The organism is Alkalimonas cellulosilytica, assembly GCF_036325985.1.
In the GTDB taxonomy this organism is placed as follows: domain Bacteria; phylum Pseudomonadota; class Gammaproteobacteria; order Enterobacterales; family Alteromonadaceae; genus Alkalimonas; species Alkalimonas cellulosilytica.
The window spans coordinates 35,703-52,900 of sequence record NZ_JAUHLI010000001.1; the positions used below are offsets into that span (position 1 = coordinate 35,703).

17 protein-coding genes and 1 riboswitch are annotated in these 17,198 nt (G+C 52.0%); of the genes, 13 read left to right on the forward strand and 4 right to left on the reverse strand.

Annotated features, from left to right (window positions below; all coding sequences use genetic code 11):
• Window positions 1-37 precede the first annotated feature (37 nt).
• The 9 genes from nrdR (at window position 38) to QWY20_RS00180 (ending at window position 8,930) form a co-directional block, all read left to right on the forward strand.
• Window positions 38-493: a transcriptional regulator NrdR gene (nrdR, locus tag QWY20_RS00140; RefSeq protein WP_330127015.1), complete on the forward strand. Its 456-nt coding sequence runs from the start codon at window positions 38-40 to the stop codon at window positions 491-493.
• Window positions 490-1,611 carry a bifunctional diaminohydroxyphosphoribosylaminopyrimidine deaminase/5-amino-6-(5-phosphoribosylamino)uracil reductase RibD gene (gene ribD / locus QWY20_RS00145; RefSeq protein ID WP_330127016.1) on the forward strand — a complete coding sequence of 374 codons (1,122 nt, stop codon included), beginning with the start codon at window positions 490-492 and terminating at the stop codon, window positions 1,609-1,611. The genes nrdR and ribD overlap by 4 nt, the downstream gene beginning before the upstream one ends.
• Window position 1,612: 1 nt before the next feature.
• Window positions 1,613-2,260: a riboflavin synthase gene (locus tag QWY20_RS00150; protein WP_330127017.1), complete on the forward strand. Its 648-nt coding sequence runs from the start codon at window positions 1,613-1,615 to the stop codon at window positions 2,258-2,260.
• 46 nt (window positions 2,261-2,306) lie between these two features.
• On the forward strand, window positions 2,307-3,416 hold the full coding sequence (ribBA, locus tag QWY20_RS00155; RefSeq protein WP_330127018.1) for a bifunctional 3,4-dihydroxy-2-butanone-4-phosphate synthase/GTP cyclohydrolase II: 1,110 nt from the start codon (window positions 2,307-2,309) through the stop codon (window positions 3,414-3,416).
• Window positions 3,417-3,499: 83 nt separating this feature from the next.
• Window positions 3,500-3,964, forward strand: coding sequence for a 6,7-dimethyl-8-ribityllumazine synthase (gene ribH / locus QWY20_RS00160; RefSeq protein ID WP_330127019.1), 465 nt, complete (start codon window positions 3,500-3,502; stop codon window positions 3,962-3,964).
• Window positions 3,965-3,974: 10 nt separating this feature from the next.
• Complete coding sequence (gene nusB / locus QWY20_RS00165) at window positions 3,975-4,388, forward strand: transcription antitermination factor NusB (RefSeq protein WP_091344405.1); 414 nt, start codon at window positions 3,975-3,977, stop codon at window positions 4,386-4,388.
• A 33-nt stretch (window positions 4,389-4,421) separates the two neighbouring features.
• Complete coding sequence (thiL, locus tag QWY20_RS00170; protein ID WP_330127020.1) at window positions 4,422-5,387, forward strand: thiamine-phosphate kinase; 966 nt, start codon at window positions 4,422-4,424, stop codon at window positions 5,385-5,387.
• Entirely contained in the window at window positions 5,384-5,854 is a 471-nt protein-coding gene (locus QWY20_RS00175; protein WP_330127021.1) for a phosphatidylglycerophosphatase A family protein, read from the forward strand. The genes thiL and QWY20_RS00175 overlap by 4 nt, the downstream gene beginning before the upstream one ends.
• Before the next feature lie 13 nt (window positions 5,855-5,867).
• Window positions 5,868-8,930 (forward strand): diguanylate cyclase, encoded by a 3,063-nt coding sequence (locus QWY20_RS00180; RefSeq protein WP_330127022.1) that lies wholly within the window; start codon window positions 5,868-5,870, stop codon window positions 8,928-8,930.
• Between the two features lie 5 nt (window positions 8,931-8,935).
• On the opposite strand, the gene dxs is transcribed toward QWY20_RS00180, so the two are convergent.
• Genes dxs through xseB form a run of 3 tightly spaced genes read right to left on the reverse strand, consistent with a single transcriptional unit; the run spans window position 8,936 to window position 11,950 of the window.
• Window positions 8,936-10,798, reverse strand: a complete 1,863-nt coding sequence (gene dxs / locus QWY20_RS00185; protein WP_330127023.1) for a 1-deoxy-D-xylulose-5-phosphate synthase — start codon at window positions 10,796-10,798, stop codon at window positions 8,936-8,938.
• Between the two features lie 16 nt (window positions 10,799-10,814).
• Window positions 10,815-11,702: a (2E,6E)-farnesyl diphosphate synthase gene (ispA, locus tag QWY20_RS00190; RefSeq protein WP_330127024.1), complete on the reverse strand. Its 888-nt coding sequence runs from the start codon at window positions 11,700-11,702 to the stop codon at window positions 10,815-10,817.
• Entirely contained in the window at window positions 11,699-11,950 is a 252-nt protein-coding gene (xseB, locus tag QWY20_RS00195; RefSeq protein ID WP_330127025.1) for an exodeoxyribonuclease VII small subunit, read from the reverse strand. The genes ispA and xseB overlap by 4 nt, the downstream gene beginning before the upstream one ends.
• 208 nt (window positions 11,951-12,158) lie before the next feature.
• Between xseB and pomA the strand changes: the two genes are divergently transcribed.
• The 3 genes from pomA to thiI all read left to right on the forward strand — a co-directional run bounded on the left by pomA (window position 12,159) and on the right by thiI (window position 15,418).
• Window positions 12,159-12,929, forward strand: coding sequence for a flagellar motor protein PomA (gene pomA / locus QWY20_RS00200; protein ID WP_330127026.1), 771 nt, complete (start codon window positions 12,159-12,161; stop codon window positions 12,927-12,929).
• A 4-nt stretch (window positions 12,930-12,933) separates the two neighbouring features.
• Window positions 12,934-13,866 carry a flagellar motor protein MotB gene (locus tag QWY20_RS00205; RefSeq protein ID WP_330127027.1) on the forward strand — a complete coding sequence of 311 codons (933 nt, stop codon included), beginning with the start codon at window positions 12,934-12,936 and terminating at the stop codon, window positions 13,864-13,866.
• 85 nt (window positions 13,867-13,951) lie between these two features.
• Window positions 13,952-15,418 (forward strand): tRNA uracil 4-sulfurtransferase ThiI, encoded by a 1,467-nt coding sequence (gene thiI / locus QWY20_RS00210; protein ID WP_330127028.1) that lies wholly within the window; start codon window positions 13,952-13,954, stop codon window positions 15,416-15,418.
• Here thiI and QWY20_RS00215 read toward each other — a convergent pair.
• On the reverse strand, window positions 15,400-16,320 hold the full coding sequence (locus QWY20_RS00215; protein ID WP_330127029.1) for a ketopantoate reductase family protein: 921 nt from the start codon (window positions 16,318-16,320) through the stop codon (window positions 15,400-15,402). The two genes, thiI and QWY20_RS00215, sit on opposite strands and share 19 nt — an antisense overlap.
• Window positions 16,321-16,400: 80 nt before the next feature.
• Between QWY20_RS00215 and QWY20_RS00220 the strand changes: the two genes are divergently transcribed.
• Window positions 16,401-16,883, forward strand: coding sequence for a YajQ family cyclic di-GMP-binding protein (locus tag QWY20_RS00220; protein ID WP_330127030.1), 483 nt, complete (start codon window positions 16,401-16,403; stop codon window positions 16,881-16,883).
• Window positions 16,884-17,008: 125 nt separating this feature from the next.
• Window positions 17,009-17,185: riboswitch (cobalamin riboswitch) on the forward strand.
• Window positions 17,186-17,198 lie beyond the last annotated feature (13 nt).

A 17,198-nucleotide genomic window follows, 5' to 3' on the forward strand; every position in this document is an offset into this window, starting at 1 on the left:
TTTTTCTATCAGCAGCGTCTTCAGAGGAACTCAAAGCATGTTTTGCCCTTTTTGCGGTAAAGATGATACCAAAGTCATAGACTCCCGTTTGGTAGCCGATGGCCATCAGGTGCGGCGCCGGCGGGAGTGCGGTGCCTGTCACGAGCGTTTCACGACGTTTGAGACTGCTGAGTTGGTGATGCCACGTATTGTAAAACGGGATGGTTCACGTGAGCCTTTCAATGAAGACAAGTTGCGCAGTGGTTTACTGCGCTCGCTGGAAAAACGCCCGGTGGCAACCGAGCAAACCGAGCAGTTGATCAACAAGGTAAAATCACAACTGCGGGCGACCGGTGAACGGGAAGTCAGCAGTCAGTTGCTCGGCAATCTGATTATGGACGAGCTGGTTAAACTGGATAAAGTCGCGTATGTCCGTTTCGCCTCGGTGTACCGCTCTTTTAAAGATATCCGTGAATTTGGTGAAGCCATCGCTAAACTTGGGGATGAGCAGTGAGCTTTAGCGCCGACGATCATCGCTTTATGGCCCGGGCCATTGAGCTGGCCCGAAAAGGGCGTTTTACGACCTCTCCGAATCCGAATGTAGGTGCTGTGCTGGTGAAAAGTGGCCAGGTTGTTGGTGAAGGTTATCATCACCAGGCCGGTGGGCCACACGCTGAAGTAGTGGCCCTGCAGCAGGCTGCTGAACAGGCACGTGGTGCCGATTGTTATGTCACGCTGGAGCCTTGCAGTCATTATGGCCGCACGCCGCCCTGTGCTGAGGCGTTAATCCAGGCTGGTGTGCGCCGGGTGGTGATGGCGATGCAGGATCCGAACCCGCAGGTAGCTGGTCGCGGCGCAGCGTTGTTGCAGGCTGCGGGTATAAAGGTGCAAAGCGGGCTGATGGCCGCAAGTGCCAGAGCGCTGAATCCGGGGTTTTTAACCCGAATGGAGCAGCAGCGCCCTTTTGTACGGTTGAAACTGGCGGCCAGCCTGGATGGGAAAACGGCGCTGAACAATGGTGCCAGCCAATGGATCACCTCGAAAGAGGCCCGTGCCGATGTGCAATTGCAGCGCGCGCAAAGCTGTGCTGTGCTCTCGACCGCGGAAACCGTGCTGCGCGATGACGCCCGTTTGAGCCTGCGGCCAGAGCAAGCCTTGTCGCCTATTAACCCCTTGCAGAATGGGAGCTATCGTCAGCCGACTCGGCTGGTGCTGGATAGGCGTCAGCGCCTGACCGGCAACGAAGCCTTGTTCGCCCAGCCGGGTAAGCTGGTACTGGTGTACCCCGAGGGGTGCACACAGCAGGCTCCGGCTGGAGCAGAGCTCTTACACGCCCCATGTACGCAAGAGCAGTTTGATTTGCCTGCGCTGATGCAGTTGCTGGCACAACAGCACATCAATACCCTGTGGGTAGAAGCCGGGGCCCGGTTGGCTGGCTCTTTGCTGCAGGCAAGCCTGGTGGATGAGTTTTGGTTGTACCAGGCACCAAAAATTTTAGGGCACCAGGCGCGCGGCCTGGTGCATTTGACCGAATTGACGAATGTAAATGATGCCATTGCACTGAGCTGGCAGGATATCCGTCAGCTTGGGCCCGATCTTCGTTTCATTGCAACGCTGCACGGCAGAGGATAGCATGTTTACCGGAATTATAGAGGCGGTAGGCCGTATTCGCTCCAGCCAGAAATCAGGGCAGGGCATGCGGCTGTGGATTGAAAGCGAGCAGCTGGATTTTTCCGATGTGAAACTGGGTGATAGTATCGCCAGCAATGGTGTCTGCCTGACGGTTACGGCCAAAAGCAGCGATGCGTTTCAGGCGGACTTGTCGGCGGAAACCCTGCGCCGTACTTTATTTGGCAGCTACCAAAGTGGCCAGCGGATCAACCTGGAAAAAGCGTTGTTACCAAGCAGTCGGCTTGGTGGTCATCTGGTCAGCGGTCATGTCGATGGGATCGGGCGTATCCGCGCCATCGAAAAGAAAACCGACAGCTGGGAGCTCTGGTTGGCTATGCCGCAGGAGCTTAGCCGATACATCGCTGAAAAAGGCTCTATTACGCTGGATGGCATCAGCCTGACGGTGAATGAGCTCAGTGCCGATGCTTTCCGCCTGACCATAGTACCCCACACGGCACTGGTCACCACCTTGCAGCAGGCCAAAGTGGGCATGACACTGCATTTGGAAGTGGACTTGATTGCCCGTTATCTGGAGCGCTTGCTGCAACCTGATGCAGCAGCGGCACCTGGTGTGAGTACCCATTTACTCCGAGCCCGTGGTTTTATCTGAGCTGGCCGGCTTTTTACCTGAAAAGATTCAGTCATAGAAGGTTTGTATGCAACTAAACAGTACTGCAGAAATTATTGAAGACATTCGTCAGGGTCGCATGGTGATTTTGATGGATGATGAGGATCGGGAAAACGAAGGCGATTTGGTGATGGCTGCCGAATACGTCACGCCGGAAGCCATCAATTTTATGGCAACCTATGGTCGGGGTCTGATTTGTCTGACATTAACCGAAGACCGTTGTAAGCAACTGAATTTGCCGCTGATGGTCGACAGCAATAAATCGCAGTTCAGTACTGCTTTTACTGTGTCTATCGAAGCAGCCGAAGGGGTGACTACCGGTATCTCGGCGGCCGATAGAGCTCGCACTGTGAAAGCAGCAGTGGCGCGCGATGCCCGTGCCAGCGACATCGTGCAACCAGGCCATATTTTCCCGCTAAAAGCGCAAAATGGTGGGGTGTTAAATCGTGCAGGTCACACCGAAGCTGGCTGTGATTTAAGCCGGTTGGCCGGGCTGGAGCCTGCGGCGGTGATTGTGGAAATTCTAAACGACGATGGCACCATGGCGCGTCGGCCGGATCTGGAAAAATTTGCTGCTAAGCACAGCATCAAAATTGGCACCATTGCTGACCTGATTGAGTACCGTAACTTGAACGAAACCACCATCGAGCAGGTGGCACGTTGTCAGCTCAGCACTGATGTGGGTGATTTCGAACTGGTTACCTTTCGTGACACCATTGATAACCAAATCCACTTTGCTCTGGTCAAAGGGGACATCAAGGCCGATGAACCCTGCCTGGTGCGGGTACACTTGCACAATACATTCAGCGACTTATTGCTGGCTGACCGGGCCGCGAACCGGAGTATTCCTTTGCATAAGGCCATGCAGCGCATCGCTAATGACGGCGGTGTACTGGTACTACTTGGCAAGCATGAAAGCCCTGAGGCTCTGGTGCGTATGGTGCAAGCCTTTGAAGCGGAAGATAAAGGAGAACAGCCTAAGTCAGCCCCCTGGCAAGGGACTTCACGTACCGTTGGGGTGGGCTCGCAAATTTTGGCCAGTCTGGGCGTTGGTAAGATGCGCCTGCTCAGCAAGCCGAAAAAATACCATGCCTTATCCGGTTTTGGACTGGAAGTAGTGGATTATGTCAGCGAGTAAACGGCTGCTATAATCCTTCGGCCTGGCCGCAGTTGTGGTATCATACGCGGCAATTTTGAATTTGAACCAAGTGGAGCTGCAAGATGCAGGTAATTGAAGCAGGCATGACTGCCCCGAATAAAAAGTTTGCCCTGGTGGTAGCGCGCTTTAACAGCTTTATTGTTGAAAGCTTGCTGCAAGGTGCCATTGATACCTTAAAGCGGGTTGGCCAGGTCCGTGACGAAGACATCACCGTCATTCGGGTGCCTGGTGCCTTTGAGCTGCCGTTAGCGGTGCAACGGGTGGCTGCCAGCAAAAAGTACGATGCGATCATTGCACTGGGTGCTGTTATTCGTGGTGGCACACCGCATTTTGAATATGTCTCGTCCGAGTGCACTAAAGGCATTGGCCAGGTGGCGATGCAACAGGATCTGCCGGTCGCTTTCGGTGTATTGACAGTAGACTCCATCGAGCAAGCCATCGAGCGTGCAGGCACCAAAGCCGGCAATAAAGGCGGCGAAGCAGCGATGTCGGCACTTGAGATGGTTAACCTGCTTGAGCAGTTGTGAGGATATCTGAATGAAACCCAATGCGCGTCGTAAGTCACGCTCATTAGCCGTGCAGGGCATTTACAGCTGGCAGCTTAGTCAGAATAAGATCCAGGACATTGAGCAGCAACTGCTGTTGGAAAATAACGTCAAGCAACTGGATGTTGCCTATTTTCAGGATTTGCTGCGCGGTGTGGTCAGTTACCACCAAACGTTGGATGAACTGCTCAAACCTTATCTGGACCGGCCTTTTGATGAAATTGATCAGGTCGAAAAGGCTATTTTGCGTGTCTCAGGCTATGAGATGAAGTACCGCCTGGATGTGCCTTACAAAGTGGTCATCAACGAAGCCATTGAGCTGGCTAAATCCTTTGCTGCCGATGACAGCCATAAATTTGTCAATGGTATTCTGGATAAAGCCGTCCGCACGCTGCGACCAAACTAAAGGACAGCCGGCATTTAAGCCGGCTTTTTCGCTATGGGTGAATTCGAAGTTATTCAGCGCTACTTTGCCAACTCAGGCCGAGCTCGTAAAGATACCCTGATTGGGGTGGGCGATGACGGGGCTGTTCTGCAGCTGCGCGAAGGCTATGATCTGGTGGTAACCACCGACACCATGGTTGCAGGCACTCACTTTTTTCCCGATGTCGACCCCCGCGCCTTGGGACACAAGTTGGTGGCGGTCAACATCAGTGATTTGGCAGCAATGGGGGCCGAGCCTGCCTGGTTGTCGCTGGCGATGACGTTGCCTAAAGTAGACGACCCCTGGTTGGCTGCTTTCGCCGATGCCCTGAGTGAAACGGCGGATTACTACGATTGCCAACTGGTTGGTGGCGATACCACCCGGGGGCCGATGACCTTTACCGTAATGGCGAAAGGTCAGGTACCGCACGGCAAAATGCTGACCCGCCGGGGAGCTAAGGTCGGTGACTTTATTTATGTCACCGGAACTTTGGGTGATGCGGGCCTTGGCCTGCGGCTCTGTCAGGGCCAGGTCGAAGTCAGTAAAAAGCATAGTGCCCATATTTTGCAACGCTTCCATTACCCAACAGCACGTCTGGCGATTGGCCAGGCGCTGCGCACTGTAGCCAGCAGTGCGATGGACTTATCCGATGGCCTGTATTCCGATATTCAGCACCTGATGCACCGCTCCTCCGTTGGTGCCAGTCTGGATGTGGAACGCTTGCCTTTGTCGCAAGCGTTAAAAGATAGCTGTGATCGCAGTACTGCCCTAGCGCTCGCCTTGTCGGGCGGAGAAGATTACGAGTTGTTGTTCACGGTACCTGAAAGCAAAAAAAGCATGTTGGATGTGTTGCTTTCCCCTTATGGTGTTCCTGTCACCTGCATCGGGCGCATTACCGGAGCCGCCGGTAAATTGGAACTGCGCGCTGGCAATGAACTCTTTGCTTACGAGCATCGTGGTTTTGAGCATTTTGAAAAATGAAAGCCGCCTTTAACCTGAAAAAATGGCAGCACCTGCTGGCACTTGGCTTTGGCTCTGGTCTGGCACCAAAAGCACCTGGCACTTTTGGCACCCTGGCAGCTGTACCCTTGGTGGCTGCTTTGATGCTGGCCCCACTGTGGTTGTATCTGTTGATTGTGATGTTAGCCTGGGTGTTGGGCATTTATGTCTGTGAGGTGGCTGCCCGCGATGTGGGCGTGCACGATCATGGCGCCATTGTTTGGGATGAAGTGGTCGGCTTCGCCGTGACCATGGTGCTGGTGCCGCTTAGTGCCTGGAGTTTGCTGCTGGGTTTTGTATTATTCCGCTTCTTTGATATTGTAAAACCCTGGCCCATTCGCTGGCTGGATCAAAAAGTTGCAGGAGGGCATGGCATTATGCTGGATGATATTGTCGCCGGCTTTATGGCCTGCCTGGCGCTTCATGCTGTGTTATGGTGCTTTGGTTAACGGGAGTTCAGGGATGGTGCTGAAGTGGTGCTGGATTTGTTTGCTGTTCAGCTTTTCGCTTCAGGCGATTGAGCGCTCCTTGCATGATTACGATATCAAGCACTGGAACAGTGCCGATGGTTTGGCATCGAACTCGGTGCGGGCTCTGACGCAGGATCAACAGGGCTACATCTGGGCCGGCACACTGTACGGCCTTAGCCGGTTTGATGGCTTTCGTTTTGATACCTTCACCAGTCAACAGCATCGTCAACTCGCCAGTAATTCCATCAACCAACTGATGACCGATAGCCAGGGGTTGATCTGGATCGGCACCAAAGCTGGTTTAAGCCGGCTGGACCCAAAAACGCTTATTTTTGAGCGCTTTAATATTCTCACTGAAGTCACGGCCATGGCTGAGGTACGGCCGGGTGAAGTCTGGGTCGCTGCAGAGCATTTATTTCGGGTACAGGCTGGGCGGGTCAGCCGGTTCAGCCCGGTACGTCAGCCGGTGATGCAGCTACGTAGCACTGAGCATGACGTGTGGTTGACCACCAGCGAGCATTTAATCCGCTATGAATTGGACAGCGGTCAATTGCAGCATTATTTATTACCCAGAGAATTGCAGCAGAGCCGTATCTACGATATAGCGCTGACAGATGGTCAGGTACATTTAGCGACAGAAGTTGGTTTCTACCACCTCAATAGCGAGGGCGAGGTAGCACGTTGCGATTTGTTGGCGCAAGAGAGCTCAGCGATATACCGTATTTTCAGAGACAGTCATGGCTCCGACTGGATTTCAGGCTACAGTCGTTTGCATCAGCGTCATCAGGGACAGGACTGGCAACAAATCAGTGCAACAGAGCTTGGTAGTAGTCCATGGTTCTATGACATTTTTGAAGATAAAGATAGCAATATCTGGCTCGCCAGTTTCAGTGACGGCATTTTTCGTGCTTCACCCGGTCATGTGCGTCGTGTTGTTGGGGAGATGCAAACTGATCCAATCGTCCGTTCGTTATTGGTAACGCCTGAGCAGCGTTTATTGATTGCCACCCAATCCAGCTTGGGCTATTTAAGCGAGCATGGACAGTTTCAGCTGCTGCTTGATCAGCAGGTGTTAGGTTCACAGAGTATCCATGATATTCATTTTTCAGATGATAGCTGGTGGCTGGCGATGGATAATGGCTTGTTTCGCTATGAGCCAGGTAGTCAAACCATTTCCAGTTTGGCTAGTGAGCTTGAAGGCAGTACCGTACGTTTTATTCAGCCAAGGCAAGCAGGTGGAAGCTGGATAGGTGGTGCTGCAGGCCTCTTCTACTGGCAGGACCAACAGTTACGGCCTTTTGCATTTAACCGTGAGCTGGAGTCCAGGCACGTGACTACCATCCAGGATCAAAGTTGGTATCAGGTGGTTGGAACGACCCGTGGACTTTATCAATTACAACAGCAGCGCCTGCAGCGGTTGGGTATTGGTAGCCCATTGTATAACAGCTACATTATGTCGTTGCTGATCCTGCCGGATGAAACCTTATTGGTAGGTACTTTGGATGATGGCCTTTTTGTCCGTTTCCCCAATGCAGAGTGGCGGCAGTTTGATAACAGCAATGGCTTACCCTATGGCCCGGTAGTCGCCATGTTGTTCGATGAGCAACAACAACAGTTGTGGTTTAGCACCCTAAAAGGAGTGTTTCGTCTGCCGCTACCGGCTTTATCGCAGTTAAAGCAGGATCCTTTGCAGGCAGAACAAATTCTCACTCCGTACCAACGTCAGCTAGGCAATACGCCAGGCCGTTGTTGTAATGGTGCTGGCCATGCCAAGCTGGCTTTATGGCAGGACCAACTCTGGTTCCCGAGTTTACAAGGGGTGGTAGCGATAGACCGCTTTTTTAAGCGTAGCAATGATCCTGATTTTCGCCCTCTGTTGCAGCAGATACAGGGACAACGCTCATTTTTACTGCGTGATCACCAAGCACGCCAGGTATTGCCGGTGAATGAGCGCAGCTTCAGTATCCACTATACGGCGCTGGACTTTTTTAATGCGACATCGCTGCAATTTCGTTATCGTCTACATGGGTTTGACAAAGTCTGGCAACAGGCTGCCAGCCGACGGGAAGCGATTTATACCAACTTACCGCCGGGGCACTATCAGTTTGAAGTGCAGGTCCGACAACAAAACCAATCCTGGGCCGAAGCGCAAAGTAGTCGCATTGACCTTGTGGTACCACGACGGTTTGATGAAACCTGGATGTATCAGGTGCTCTGGTTTGCACTGCTGGGCTTGATACTCTCTGGCTTGTTCTGGTTGGTACGACGTAACAACCAACAACAGCAATTGGCCTTATCTCGATTGGTGAGACAGCGGACCCAGGAGCTGGAAAACAGCAACAACCGCTTAAATGAACTGAATGCTCAGCTGGGTCAACTGGTGCATAAAGACACACTCACTGGCTTACGCAACCGCCGCTTCTTGTTTGAGCAATTACCAAAGGATATCGAGCACTACCAACGAAACCGCCAGAGTCTGCAACAGCAAGGCAAATGCGTGGCTTTAATTCATCTGGATTTGGATGGATTTAAATCCATCAATGATCAGTATGGCCAAAGTGCCGGCGATAGCTTATTGCAACAAATCAGCGCCTTACTGCTTCGCGAAACACGAGGCTCAGATTATGTAGTGCGTTATGCCGGTGAAGAGTTCTTGCTGGTATTGCGCGATATTGATACCAGTATATTGTGGGATTTTACCAACAAATTGCATGCATTAGTTGGCACTACCCGCTTCCCATTACCGGATGGTCAGCGCATTCAGCTTACTTGCTCCATTGGCTACTCTATTTATCCATTGCAACTGATCGGCGGCCAACTCATGAATTGGGAGTTGTCATTACAACTGGCAGAGATGGCGCTCTATCGAGTGAAGCATGAAGGCAAAGATGGTGTTGCTACACTGATCTTTGATGCCCGGGTCGATGCCTTTGAGTTTGAAGAGTCGATGCATATTGAAGCACAGATAGAGCAGCTTCTGTTCGAAGGGTTGGTTCAGTTTAAAATAAAGGCGGCCAATCATCAGGGCCCGGCCAGTGAGACTGGCGAGCCCTGATCGTGTTAAGCAAGACGTTGTTGGATTTGCTGCAAAATACCCGCTTGATCCAGACCCAGCTCGGCATATATTTCCTGTTGGCTGCCATGCTTGATGAATTGATCGGGTAAGCCCAGCGTCAGCAAGCCGCACTGGTGCTGCTGTTGGAGTAAGGCTTCAGCAACTGCGGAGCCAGCGCCGCCTTGTACCGCACCATCTTCTACCGTCACCAGCAGCTGATGTTCTGCAGCCAGCTCAGCCAGCAACGCCTGATCCAGCGGTTTGATAAAGCGCATATTAACCAAGGTAGCATCCAGAGTCTCGGCCACAGCCTGACACTCGTGCAGCAAGGGGCCAAAAGCCAGAATGGCTACTTTGCTACCCTGGCGCACTTTCAGCCCTTTACCGATGCTGAGTGCTTGCATGGTGTCGCTTGGTGCTACGCCGCTGCCACTGCCACGAGGGTAGCGAACAGCAGCTGGCCCTGGGTGCTGATAACCGGTGTAGAGCATTTGCCGGCATTCATCCTCATCGGCCGGTGCCATCAACACCAGGTTCGGAATGCAGCGCATAAAACTGATATCAAAAGCTCCCTGATGGGTGGGACCATCCTGGCCAACTACACCAGCCCGGTCAATAGCAAATAAGACATCCAGGTTTTGCAGTGCGACATCGTGAATTAGTTGATCGTAAGCCCGCTGCAAAAAGGTGGAGTAAATAGCAACCACCGGCTTTAAGCCTTCAATGGCAAGGCCGGCTGCCAGAGTAACCGCATGTTGTTCGGCAATGGCGACATCGTAGTAGCGCTTGGGAAAACGCCTGGAAAACTCAACCAGATCCGAGCCTTCACGCATGGCGGGGGTAATGGCATGTAAACGCTGATCCTGCTCTGCCATATCGCACACCCAGCGGCCAAATACATTGGAAAAGCTGGGCTTTCCACCAGCTTTAGCCGGCAGGCTACTGCTGCTTGGATCAAATTTGGACACTGCATGGTAGCCAATAGGATCCTGCTCGGCCGGGTGGTAACCTTTCCCCTTTTTTGTAACCACATGCAGCAGCTGTGGCCCTTTCATGCTGCGCATATTCCGAATGGTATCGGTCAGGCTGAGCACGTCATGGCCATCGATAGGGCCGATGTAGTTAAACCCCAACTCTTCAAAAAACGTACCTGGGGTTACCATACCTTTGAAATGCTCCTCGGCTTTACTGGCCAGTTCATGCAAAGGGGGGACGCCACTGAGAATTTTTTTACCACCTTCTCGCAGGTTGGTGTAAAAGTTACCAGATAAAATGCGGGCGAAATATTTATTTAATGCACCGACATTCTCTGAAATCGACATGTCGTTGTCGTTCAGGATCACCAGCATATCCGGTTTGGTTTCACCGGCATGATTTAATGCCTCAAACGCCATGCCAGCGGTAATGGCGCCATCACCAATCACCGCCACAATCCGGCGGCCGCTTTGTTCGGCTTGTGCCGCCAAAGCCATGCCCAAAGCAGCACTGATGGAGGTACTGGAATGACCTACGCTAAGGGTGTCGTATTCACTTTCTTCGCGATAAGGAAAAGGGTGCAGGCCATCTTTTTGTCGGATGCTATTCATCCGGTGACGACGACCGGTTAGGATTTTGTGCGGATAGGCCTGGTGGCCAACATCCCAAATTAAGCGATCAAAGGGGGTGTTGTAGACATAATGCAAGGCAACGGTTAGCTCAACCGTACCGAGGCCGGAAGCAAAATGCCCGCTACTTTGACTCACGCTGTTCAGCAAAAAGTCCCGCAATTCATGGCACAGCTTGGGCAGTTTTTCCTGTGGGATCTGCCGCAGCTGTTGTGGCAAGTCTGCTTGTGCCAGTAAGGGGTAGTTGTCGATATCAACTGTCATGCATAGGCCTTTGTTTTTAGTTTTTACGGGCAATTAAATATTGCGCCAAGGCTTGTAAATCTTCGCCCGGGTAGGGCAGCTGTGTCAGGGCTACCATCGCATCCTGATACAATTGTTCGGCTTTTTGCTTAGCTTTAGCTATACCCAGCAAAGCCGGGTAAGTTGCTTTGTTGGCCTGTGAGTCTGAACCTTGGGGTTTACCCAGGGTTTCCGTGTCGCTTTCAATATCCAGAATGTCGTCCTGCACCTGAAATGCCAGCCCTAGTGAGGCGGCAAAACAGCGCAAAAGTTCCAGGTCTTCCTGCTTGGATGCCGGACTGGCCAGCCAGGCTAATTCCACTGCACATTGGATCAGAGCCCCTGTCTTCAGGCGGTGCATCTGCTCCAGTGTGTTCAGTGTAAATTCCTGATTGGTATGGGCTAAATCAATGGCTTGACCAGCACACATACCAAGCGCACCACTGGCTTTGGCCAGCTGTTGTATCATGGCAATCACCCGCTCAGCCGGAACCTGCTGATAGGGATGGCTACTTAGCATATCAAAAGCCAGGCTTTGGATCGCATCACCGGCTAAAATAGCGGTCGCTTCATCAAAGGCGATATGGCAGGTTGGCTTGCCACGACGTAGCGCATCGTTATCCATCGCCGGCAAGTCATCGTGGATTAAAGAATAGCAATGAATGGCCTCTAAAGCAGCAGCAGGGGCGTCCAGATCTTCCAGCCTGGCTCCAAGCATCAGGCCGCAGCGATACACCAGAGAAGGACGAATCCGTTTGCCGCCCAGCAAAATACTGTACTGCATCGCCTGATGCAGTGCCTTTGCCGGCACACTTTGTTGCTGCAGTGTCTGCTGCAACATCTGCTCAACCCTTACCTGGTCTTGCGCCAAAAATGCAGGTTTCACGCTTGCTCATCTTCCGGGTTATGAAATGGCGCCAGCTCTGCCTGGCCATCTTTTTGCAGTAGTTGTTGCACCTGCTGCTCCGCCTGTTGCAATTGTTGTTGGCTTTGCCGCGATAATTGAATACCACGCTCAAATTGCCGTAATGACTCATCCAGCGAAAGATCGCCTTGCTCCAGTTGACTGACAATCTGCTCCAGCTCTGCCAGTTGTTGCTCGAACTGACTCAGATCGGTTTTCTTTTTTGCCATGTCTCCCTCGTTGTCTACTTCGGTACTTGATGCGACAAAGCCGCAGGCGAAGTGCCTTGACCCGCTATTATGGCGAATCAACCACGGCTTTTGAACTGGTTTTGCAGTAAAAGTGAATTTAAGCTTTGTTTTACTTTGTCGATAAACAGCTATCGGCTAAGATAAAAGCAATAAAGCTCAATCATTTGTCCGGTTTGGGGAGTCAGAAGTGGATTTAGCAACACTTATAGGCCTGGTGGGCGCTATTGGTTTCGTGATTATGGCCATGATCATGGCCAGCTCTGGCGATCCAGTCATGTTTGCCGATGTGGTCTCCTTATTGATTGTGGTTGGCGGCTCTTTGTTCGTGGTGATCACCAAGTTTCCGCTGGGGCAGTTTTTCGGTGCTGGTAAAGTGGTTGCCAAAGCCTTTATGTTCAAAATTGAAGATGCCGAGGAACTGATCGAGCAAGCTGTCCAACTGGCTGACTCGGCCCGTAAAGGTGGTTTTTTGGCACTGGAAGAAGCTGAAATTTCCAACCCTTTTTTGCAAAAAGGCATCAATATGCTGGTCGATGGCCACGATGGCGATGTGGTCCGGGCAACGTTGATGAAAGACATCAGTCTCACAGAGAAACGTCATGAGCAAGGTATAAGCATTTTTAGAAGTCTAGGCGATGTAGCACCGGCCATGGGGATGATAGGAACCCTGATTGGTTTGGTGGCCATGTTGTCGAATATGGATGATCCTAAGGCTATCGGCCCGGCGATGGCGGTGGCACTGCTTACCACCTTGTATGGTGCTTTTATTGCTAATGTGATTGCGATCCCGATTGCCGATAAGCTGGCACTTCGTAACCATCAGGAAAAGTTAAACAATCAGTTGATCCTGGATGCGATACTGGGCATCCAGGATGGCCAGAACCCGAAAGTAATCGAAGGCTTGCTGCGTAACTACATCGCTCAGGGCAAACGCGAAGTCGCAGTCGAGGAAGGGTAGTTCCATGAAAGACGATGCTGAAGAAGAGTGCAAATGCCCCCCTCCAGGTTTGCCGGCTTACATGGGTACTTTTGCGGATTTGATGGCGCTGTTGATGTGTTTCTTCGTGTTGCTGTTAGCATTCTCCGAAATGGATGTGCTGAAGTTTAAGCAAATTGCCGGTTCGATGAAATTTGCCTTTGGGGTGCAAAATAAAATTGAAGTGGAAGATATTCCAAAGGGCACCAGTGTGATAGCGCTGGAGTTTCGCCCTGGCAGGCCCGATCCAACGCCGATTGAAACCCTGCAGCAGCAGACCATTGAAATTACCCAGCAGATGATTGAGTTTCAGGCCGGTGAGGAGGACTCGGCCGGTGGCCGTCAGGAGCAGCAGCAGGATCAAACCGGTGGTATGTCGACCAGTATGGACGATGAAATCTCGGAAAGTGATGCCGCCGCGGCAGCCGCTCAGCAGGAAGTGAATGAACTGGTGAAGCGCATTGCCGAGCAGATGGAGCAGCAAATTTTAGATGGGGCTATCGAGCTGGAGTCGCTGGGCCAGCAGATCATCATCCGTATCCGTGAGAATGGCTCTTTTCCTTCGGGTTCCTCCTTCTTGCAGCCACGTTTTAAGCCGATTATTCAGGAAATTGGCGGGCTGTTAGCCGAGATCCCAGGTGAGATCACAGTGACTGGTCACACCGATGATGCGGTGATCCGCGATGAGCTGCATGATAATAATTGGGATTTATCAGCCAAACGGGCCGTGGCGGTAGCGACAGAAATGCTAAAAGCGCCTGGCTTTGATAAAAACCGGCTGGCAGTGGTAGGTTACGCCGATACCCGGCCTCTGGTGCCTAACACCAGCGAGCTAAACCGGCGGCGTAATCGCCGGGTAGAAATATCCATTATGCAAGGGCAGGCGAAGGAAACGGCTCCTATCAGTCTGGAGAACTAGTTATTTTTGCTTAACTAACCAATGTTAGTCAGTTTCTGCTCCATCAGGTATAATGCCGGGCTTTATCAGCGACACAAGCCCGGCAATGCTCGAATTTATTATTAAACTGCACTCTGAAATCACCATTAAAAGCAAGTCGGTGCGTAAGCGCCAGACCAAATTGTTGCAACAAAATCTGAAAACCATTCTGTTGCAACTGGAACCATCCATCCAGATTGAAAGCCATTGGGATCATTTGATGGTGCTGGTGCCTGAGGCCAAGCCTGAACTGCGCGCACAATTGATCGAGCGACTGGCTTGTATTCCAGGCATCGCCCAGTTTGCCGAGATGCAATCAAGCAGCTTTAGTAGCCTGGACGATATTTATCAGCAGGTACTGCCGGTTTTTGCCGATAAAATAACAGGCAAAAGCTTTTGCGTGCGGGTACGACGTGCCGGTACGCACGAGTTCAGCTCCACCGAAGCTGAGCGCTATATCGGTGGGGGCCTGAATCAGCAGGTGCCATCAGCCCGGGTGCAGCTGAAGAAGCCGGAATTTACCGTGCAGTTGGAGATCCGTAAAGACAAGCTGATCATGGTGCGGGCTCAGTACCCGGGCATGGGCGGCTTTCCGCTGCCGTCCCAGTCGGATGCTTTGTCCCTGATCTCAGGGGGGTTTGACTCTGCGGTGAGCAGCTATTTGATGATTAAAAAAGGCATGCGCAATCACTACCTGTTTTTTAATCTGGGTGGCAAAGCGCATGAAACCGGAGTTCGTGAGATTGCGTATTTCCTGTGGCAGAAATACAGCTTATCGCACAAGGTGAAATTCATCAGTGTGGACTTTGCCCCTGTAGTGGCTGAAATTCTGCAGAAATCCGATCACGGTTTAATGGGCGTGATTTTAAAACGGATGATGATGCGTGCTGCTGCTGAGATCGCAGAGCAGCTGGGGATCCCGGCCATCGTTACCGGTGAAAGTGCCGGCCAGGTGTCCAGCCAAACGCTGGATAATCTGAATGTGATTGATCGGGTGACCCCGATGTTGATCCTACGACCACTGATTGCGCACGACAAGCAAGATATCATTGATATTGCCCGCAAAATCGGGGTTGAGGATATGGCTGCCAGTATGCCGGAGTACTGTGGGGTGATTTCCAATAAACCCACGGTCAAAGCAAAGCTGGCAGATGTCGAGGCCAATGAGCAACGCTTTGATCCTGAGGTGCTTGCCACCGTCGTAGCTGAAGCGAAAATCCTGGATATCCGTACCATTGATTATCAGTCCAGCCAGCAAGTCACGACGGTTGAAGCGGTGCAGGCGATGCCTGCCGATGCCATTGTGCTGGATATCCGTCGTCCGGATGAGTGCGAGCAAACGCCTTTGGAAGTGGCCGGCCACCCGGTGGTGGAACTGCCTTTTTACAAGCTAAGCAGTCAGTTTAGTAGTCTGGCGCAGGATAAGCTGTATTACCTGTACTGCGATCAGGGGGTGATGAGCCGGATGCAGGCCTTACTGCTAAAGGATGAAGGTTTCCAGAATGTGGGGGTGTATCAAAAGCCGGCATCCTGACAGCGCTGATACAGCTGCTGGTGGCCTGGCAGTCTCAGGTCAAGTCGCTGCGCTTCACGTAGCACAAAGCCGGTAATAAACTCCAGCTCGGTTTGGCGCCCGGCCAGCCGATCCTGCAGCATGGAAGAGCGGTTGCTGGCGGTTTGTGCTATCACCTGCTGCAGCTGCTGCCAGGCGGCTGCTTTGTCTTGCGGATAGCCTGCACGCTCTGCCAGCAGGCAGAATTCATCCAGTAACTGCGTTAACTCTGCGGCAAAGCGCGGCTGTGCTAATTCGCCATTTTCCACCTGATGCAGTGCGGTCAAAGGATTGATCAGGCAGTTGATCAGCAGTTTTTGCCATAGATAGGGCTGGATATCGGCTACACAGTGCAAAGGTCCAATGGCCTGATGCAGGGCTTTGGCAACCTTCGGTGTCTGGCTGCTGGCAGGCTGTATTGCACCTAACACACTGCTGCCAGTGCCACTATGCACCACCTGGCGCTCAGCCTGGTAGCCTGGTTCAATGTAAGCACCATGGGTAGTGGTCAAAAACCACAACTGCTGCATAGGTTTTAACGGGGGCTGAATTGCTTCGAGCGTCCCCAGGCCATTGTGGCTTAAAATCAAACACGCATTCTCTGCCAACAAAGGCTGCAATTGCTGAATGCAGCTGAGTGCATCGTAGGCTTTTACCGCGATAAAGGCTGTTTCGATAGGCTGCTCAACCGGCCAGGGCTCGAAATGATGAGTATGGCGACTGCCATCAAGTGCCGTGAAGTCCACAGTCAAAGGGGCTGGCTGACGCAGCCAAAGCTTAACCCCAGCCCCTTGCTGCTGCAATTGGCAGGCGGCCAGCAAGCCGATGGCTCCTTTACCAACCACCAGCCAGGACTGTCTGTTTTTCGATGATAAGTCTGTCATACTGAATCTCACAGCAACAATGCTCGGATTGTAGCAATTTTATCGCTATAATCACGCTGTTTAATTTGTTGGGAGCTTTTATGCCATCTTTTGATATTGTGTCGGAAATTGAACAGCAGGAAGTGCTGAATGCGGTTGAAAATGCCAATCGTGAACTGGATACCCGTTACGATTTTCGTGGCGTCGAAGCCACCTTCACCTTGAGTGATCAAGTCGTGACTATGAAAGCGGAAGCTGAATTCCAGTTGCAGCAGATGCTGGAAATCTTCCGGGCCAAAGCCATTAAGCGCAACTTGGATGTGCGTTCTTTCAAAGAGAACGAGGTGGTGCACTCCGGCAAAACCTACAGCCAGACATTAAGCATGCTGCAAGGGATTGATACGGCCACTGCGAAAAAGCTGGTTAAACTGATCAAAGACAGCAAGCTGAAAGTACAGGCCTCCATCCAGGGGGATCAGGTACGGGTGACTGGCAAAAAGCGTGATGACTTGCAAGAGGCCATCGCCTTTGTCAAACAAAGTGAGCTGGAGCAGCCATTCCAGTTCACCAACTTCCGTGATTAGCCTCGACTCTTATTTCCACTATTGACCCCACTTTTTATCAAGACAGGCTGACTAGTCAGCCTGGTCTTGTTTGATGTTATTTAGCCATCTGGATTTCTATTGACATTTCTTCTACTCAGGCTACACTGGGCCCGCTTTTTTCAGGTGCTGCGTGAACACGCAGTGAAACGGGAATCTGGTGAAAAACCAGAGCTGCCCCCGCAACGGTAACAAGCCTGGTCCGAAACCACTGTCGTTTGATGGGAAGGTGAGGACATAACCTGCTTGTAAGCCCGGAGACCGGCCTGAAAAGTCCATCAACCAACCAATGTGCGG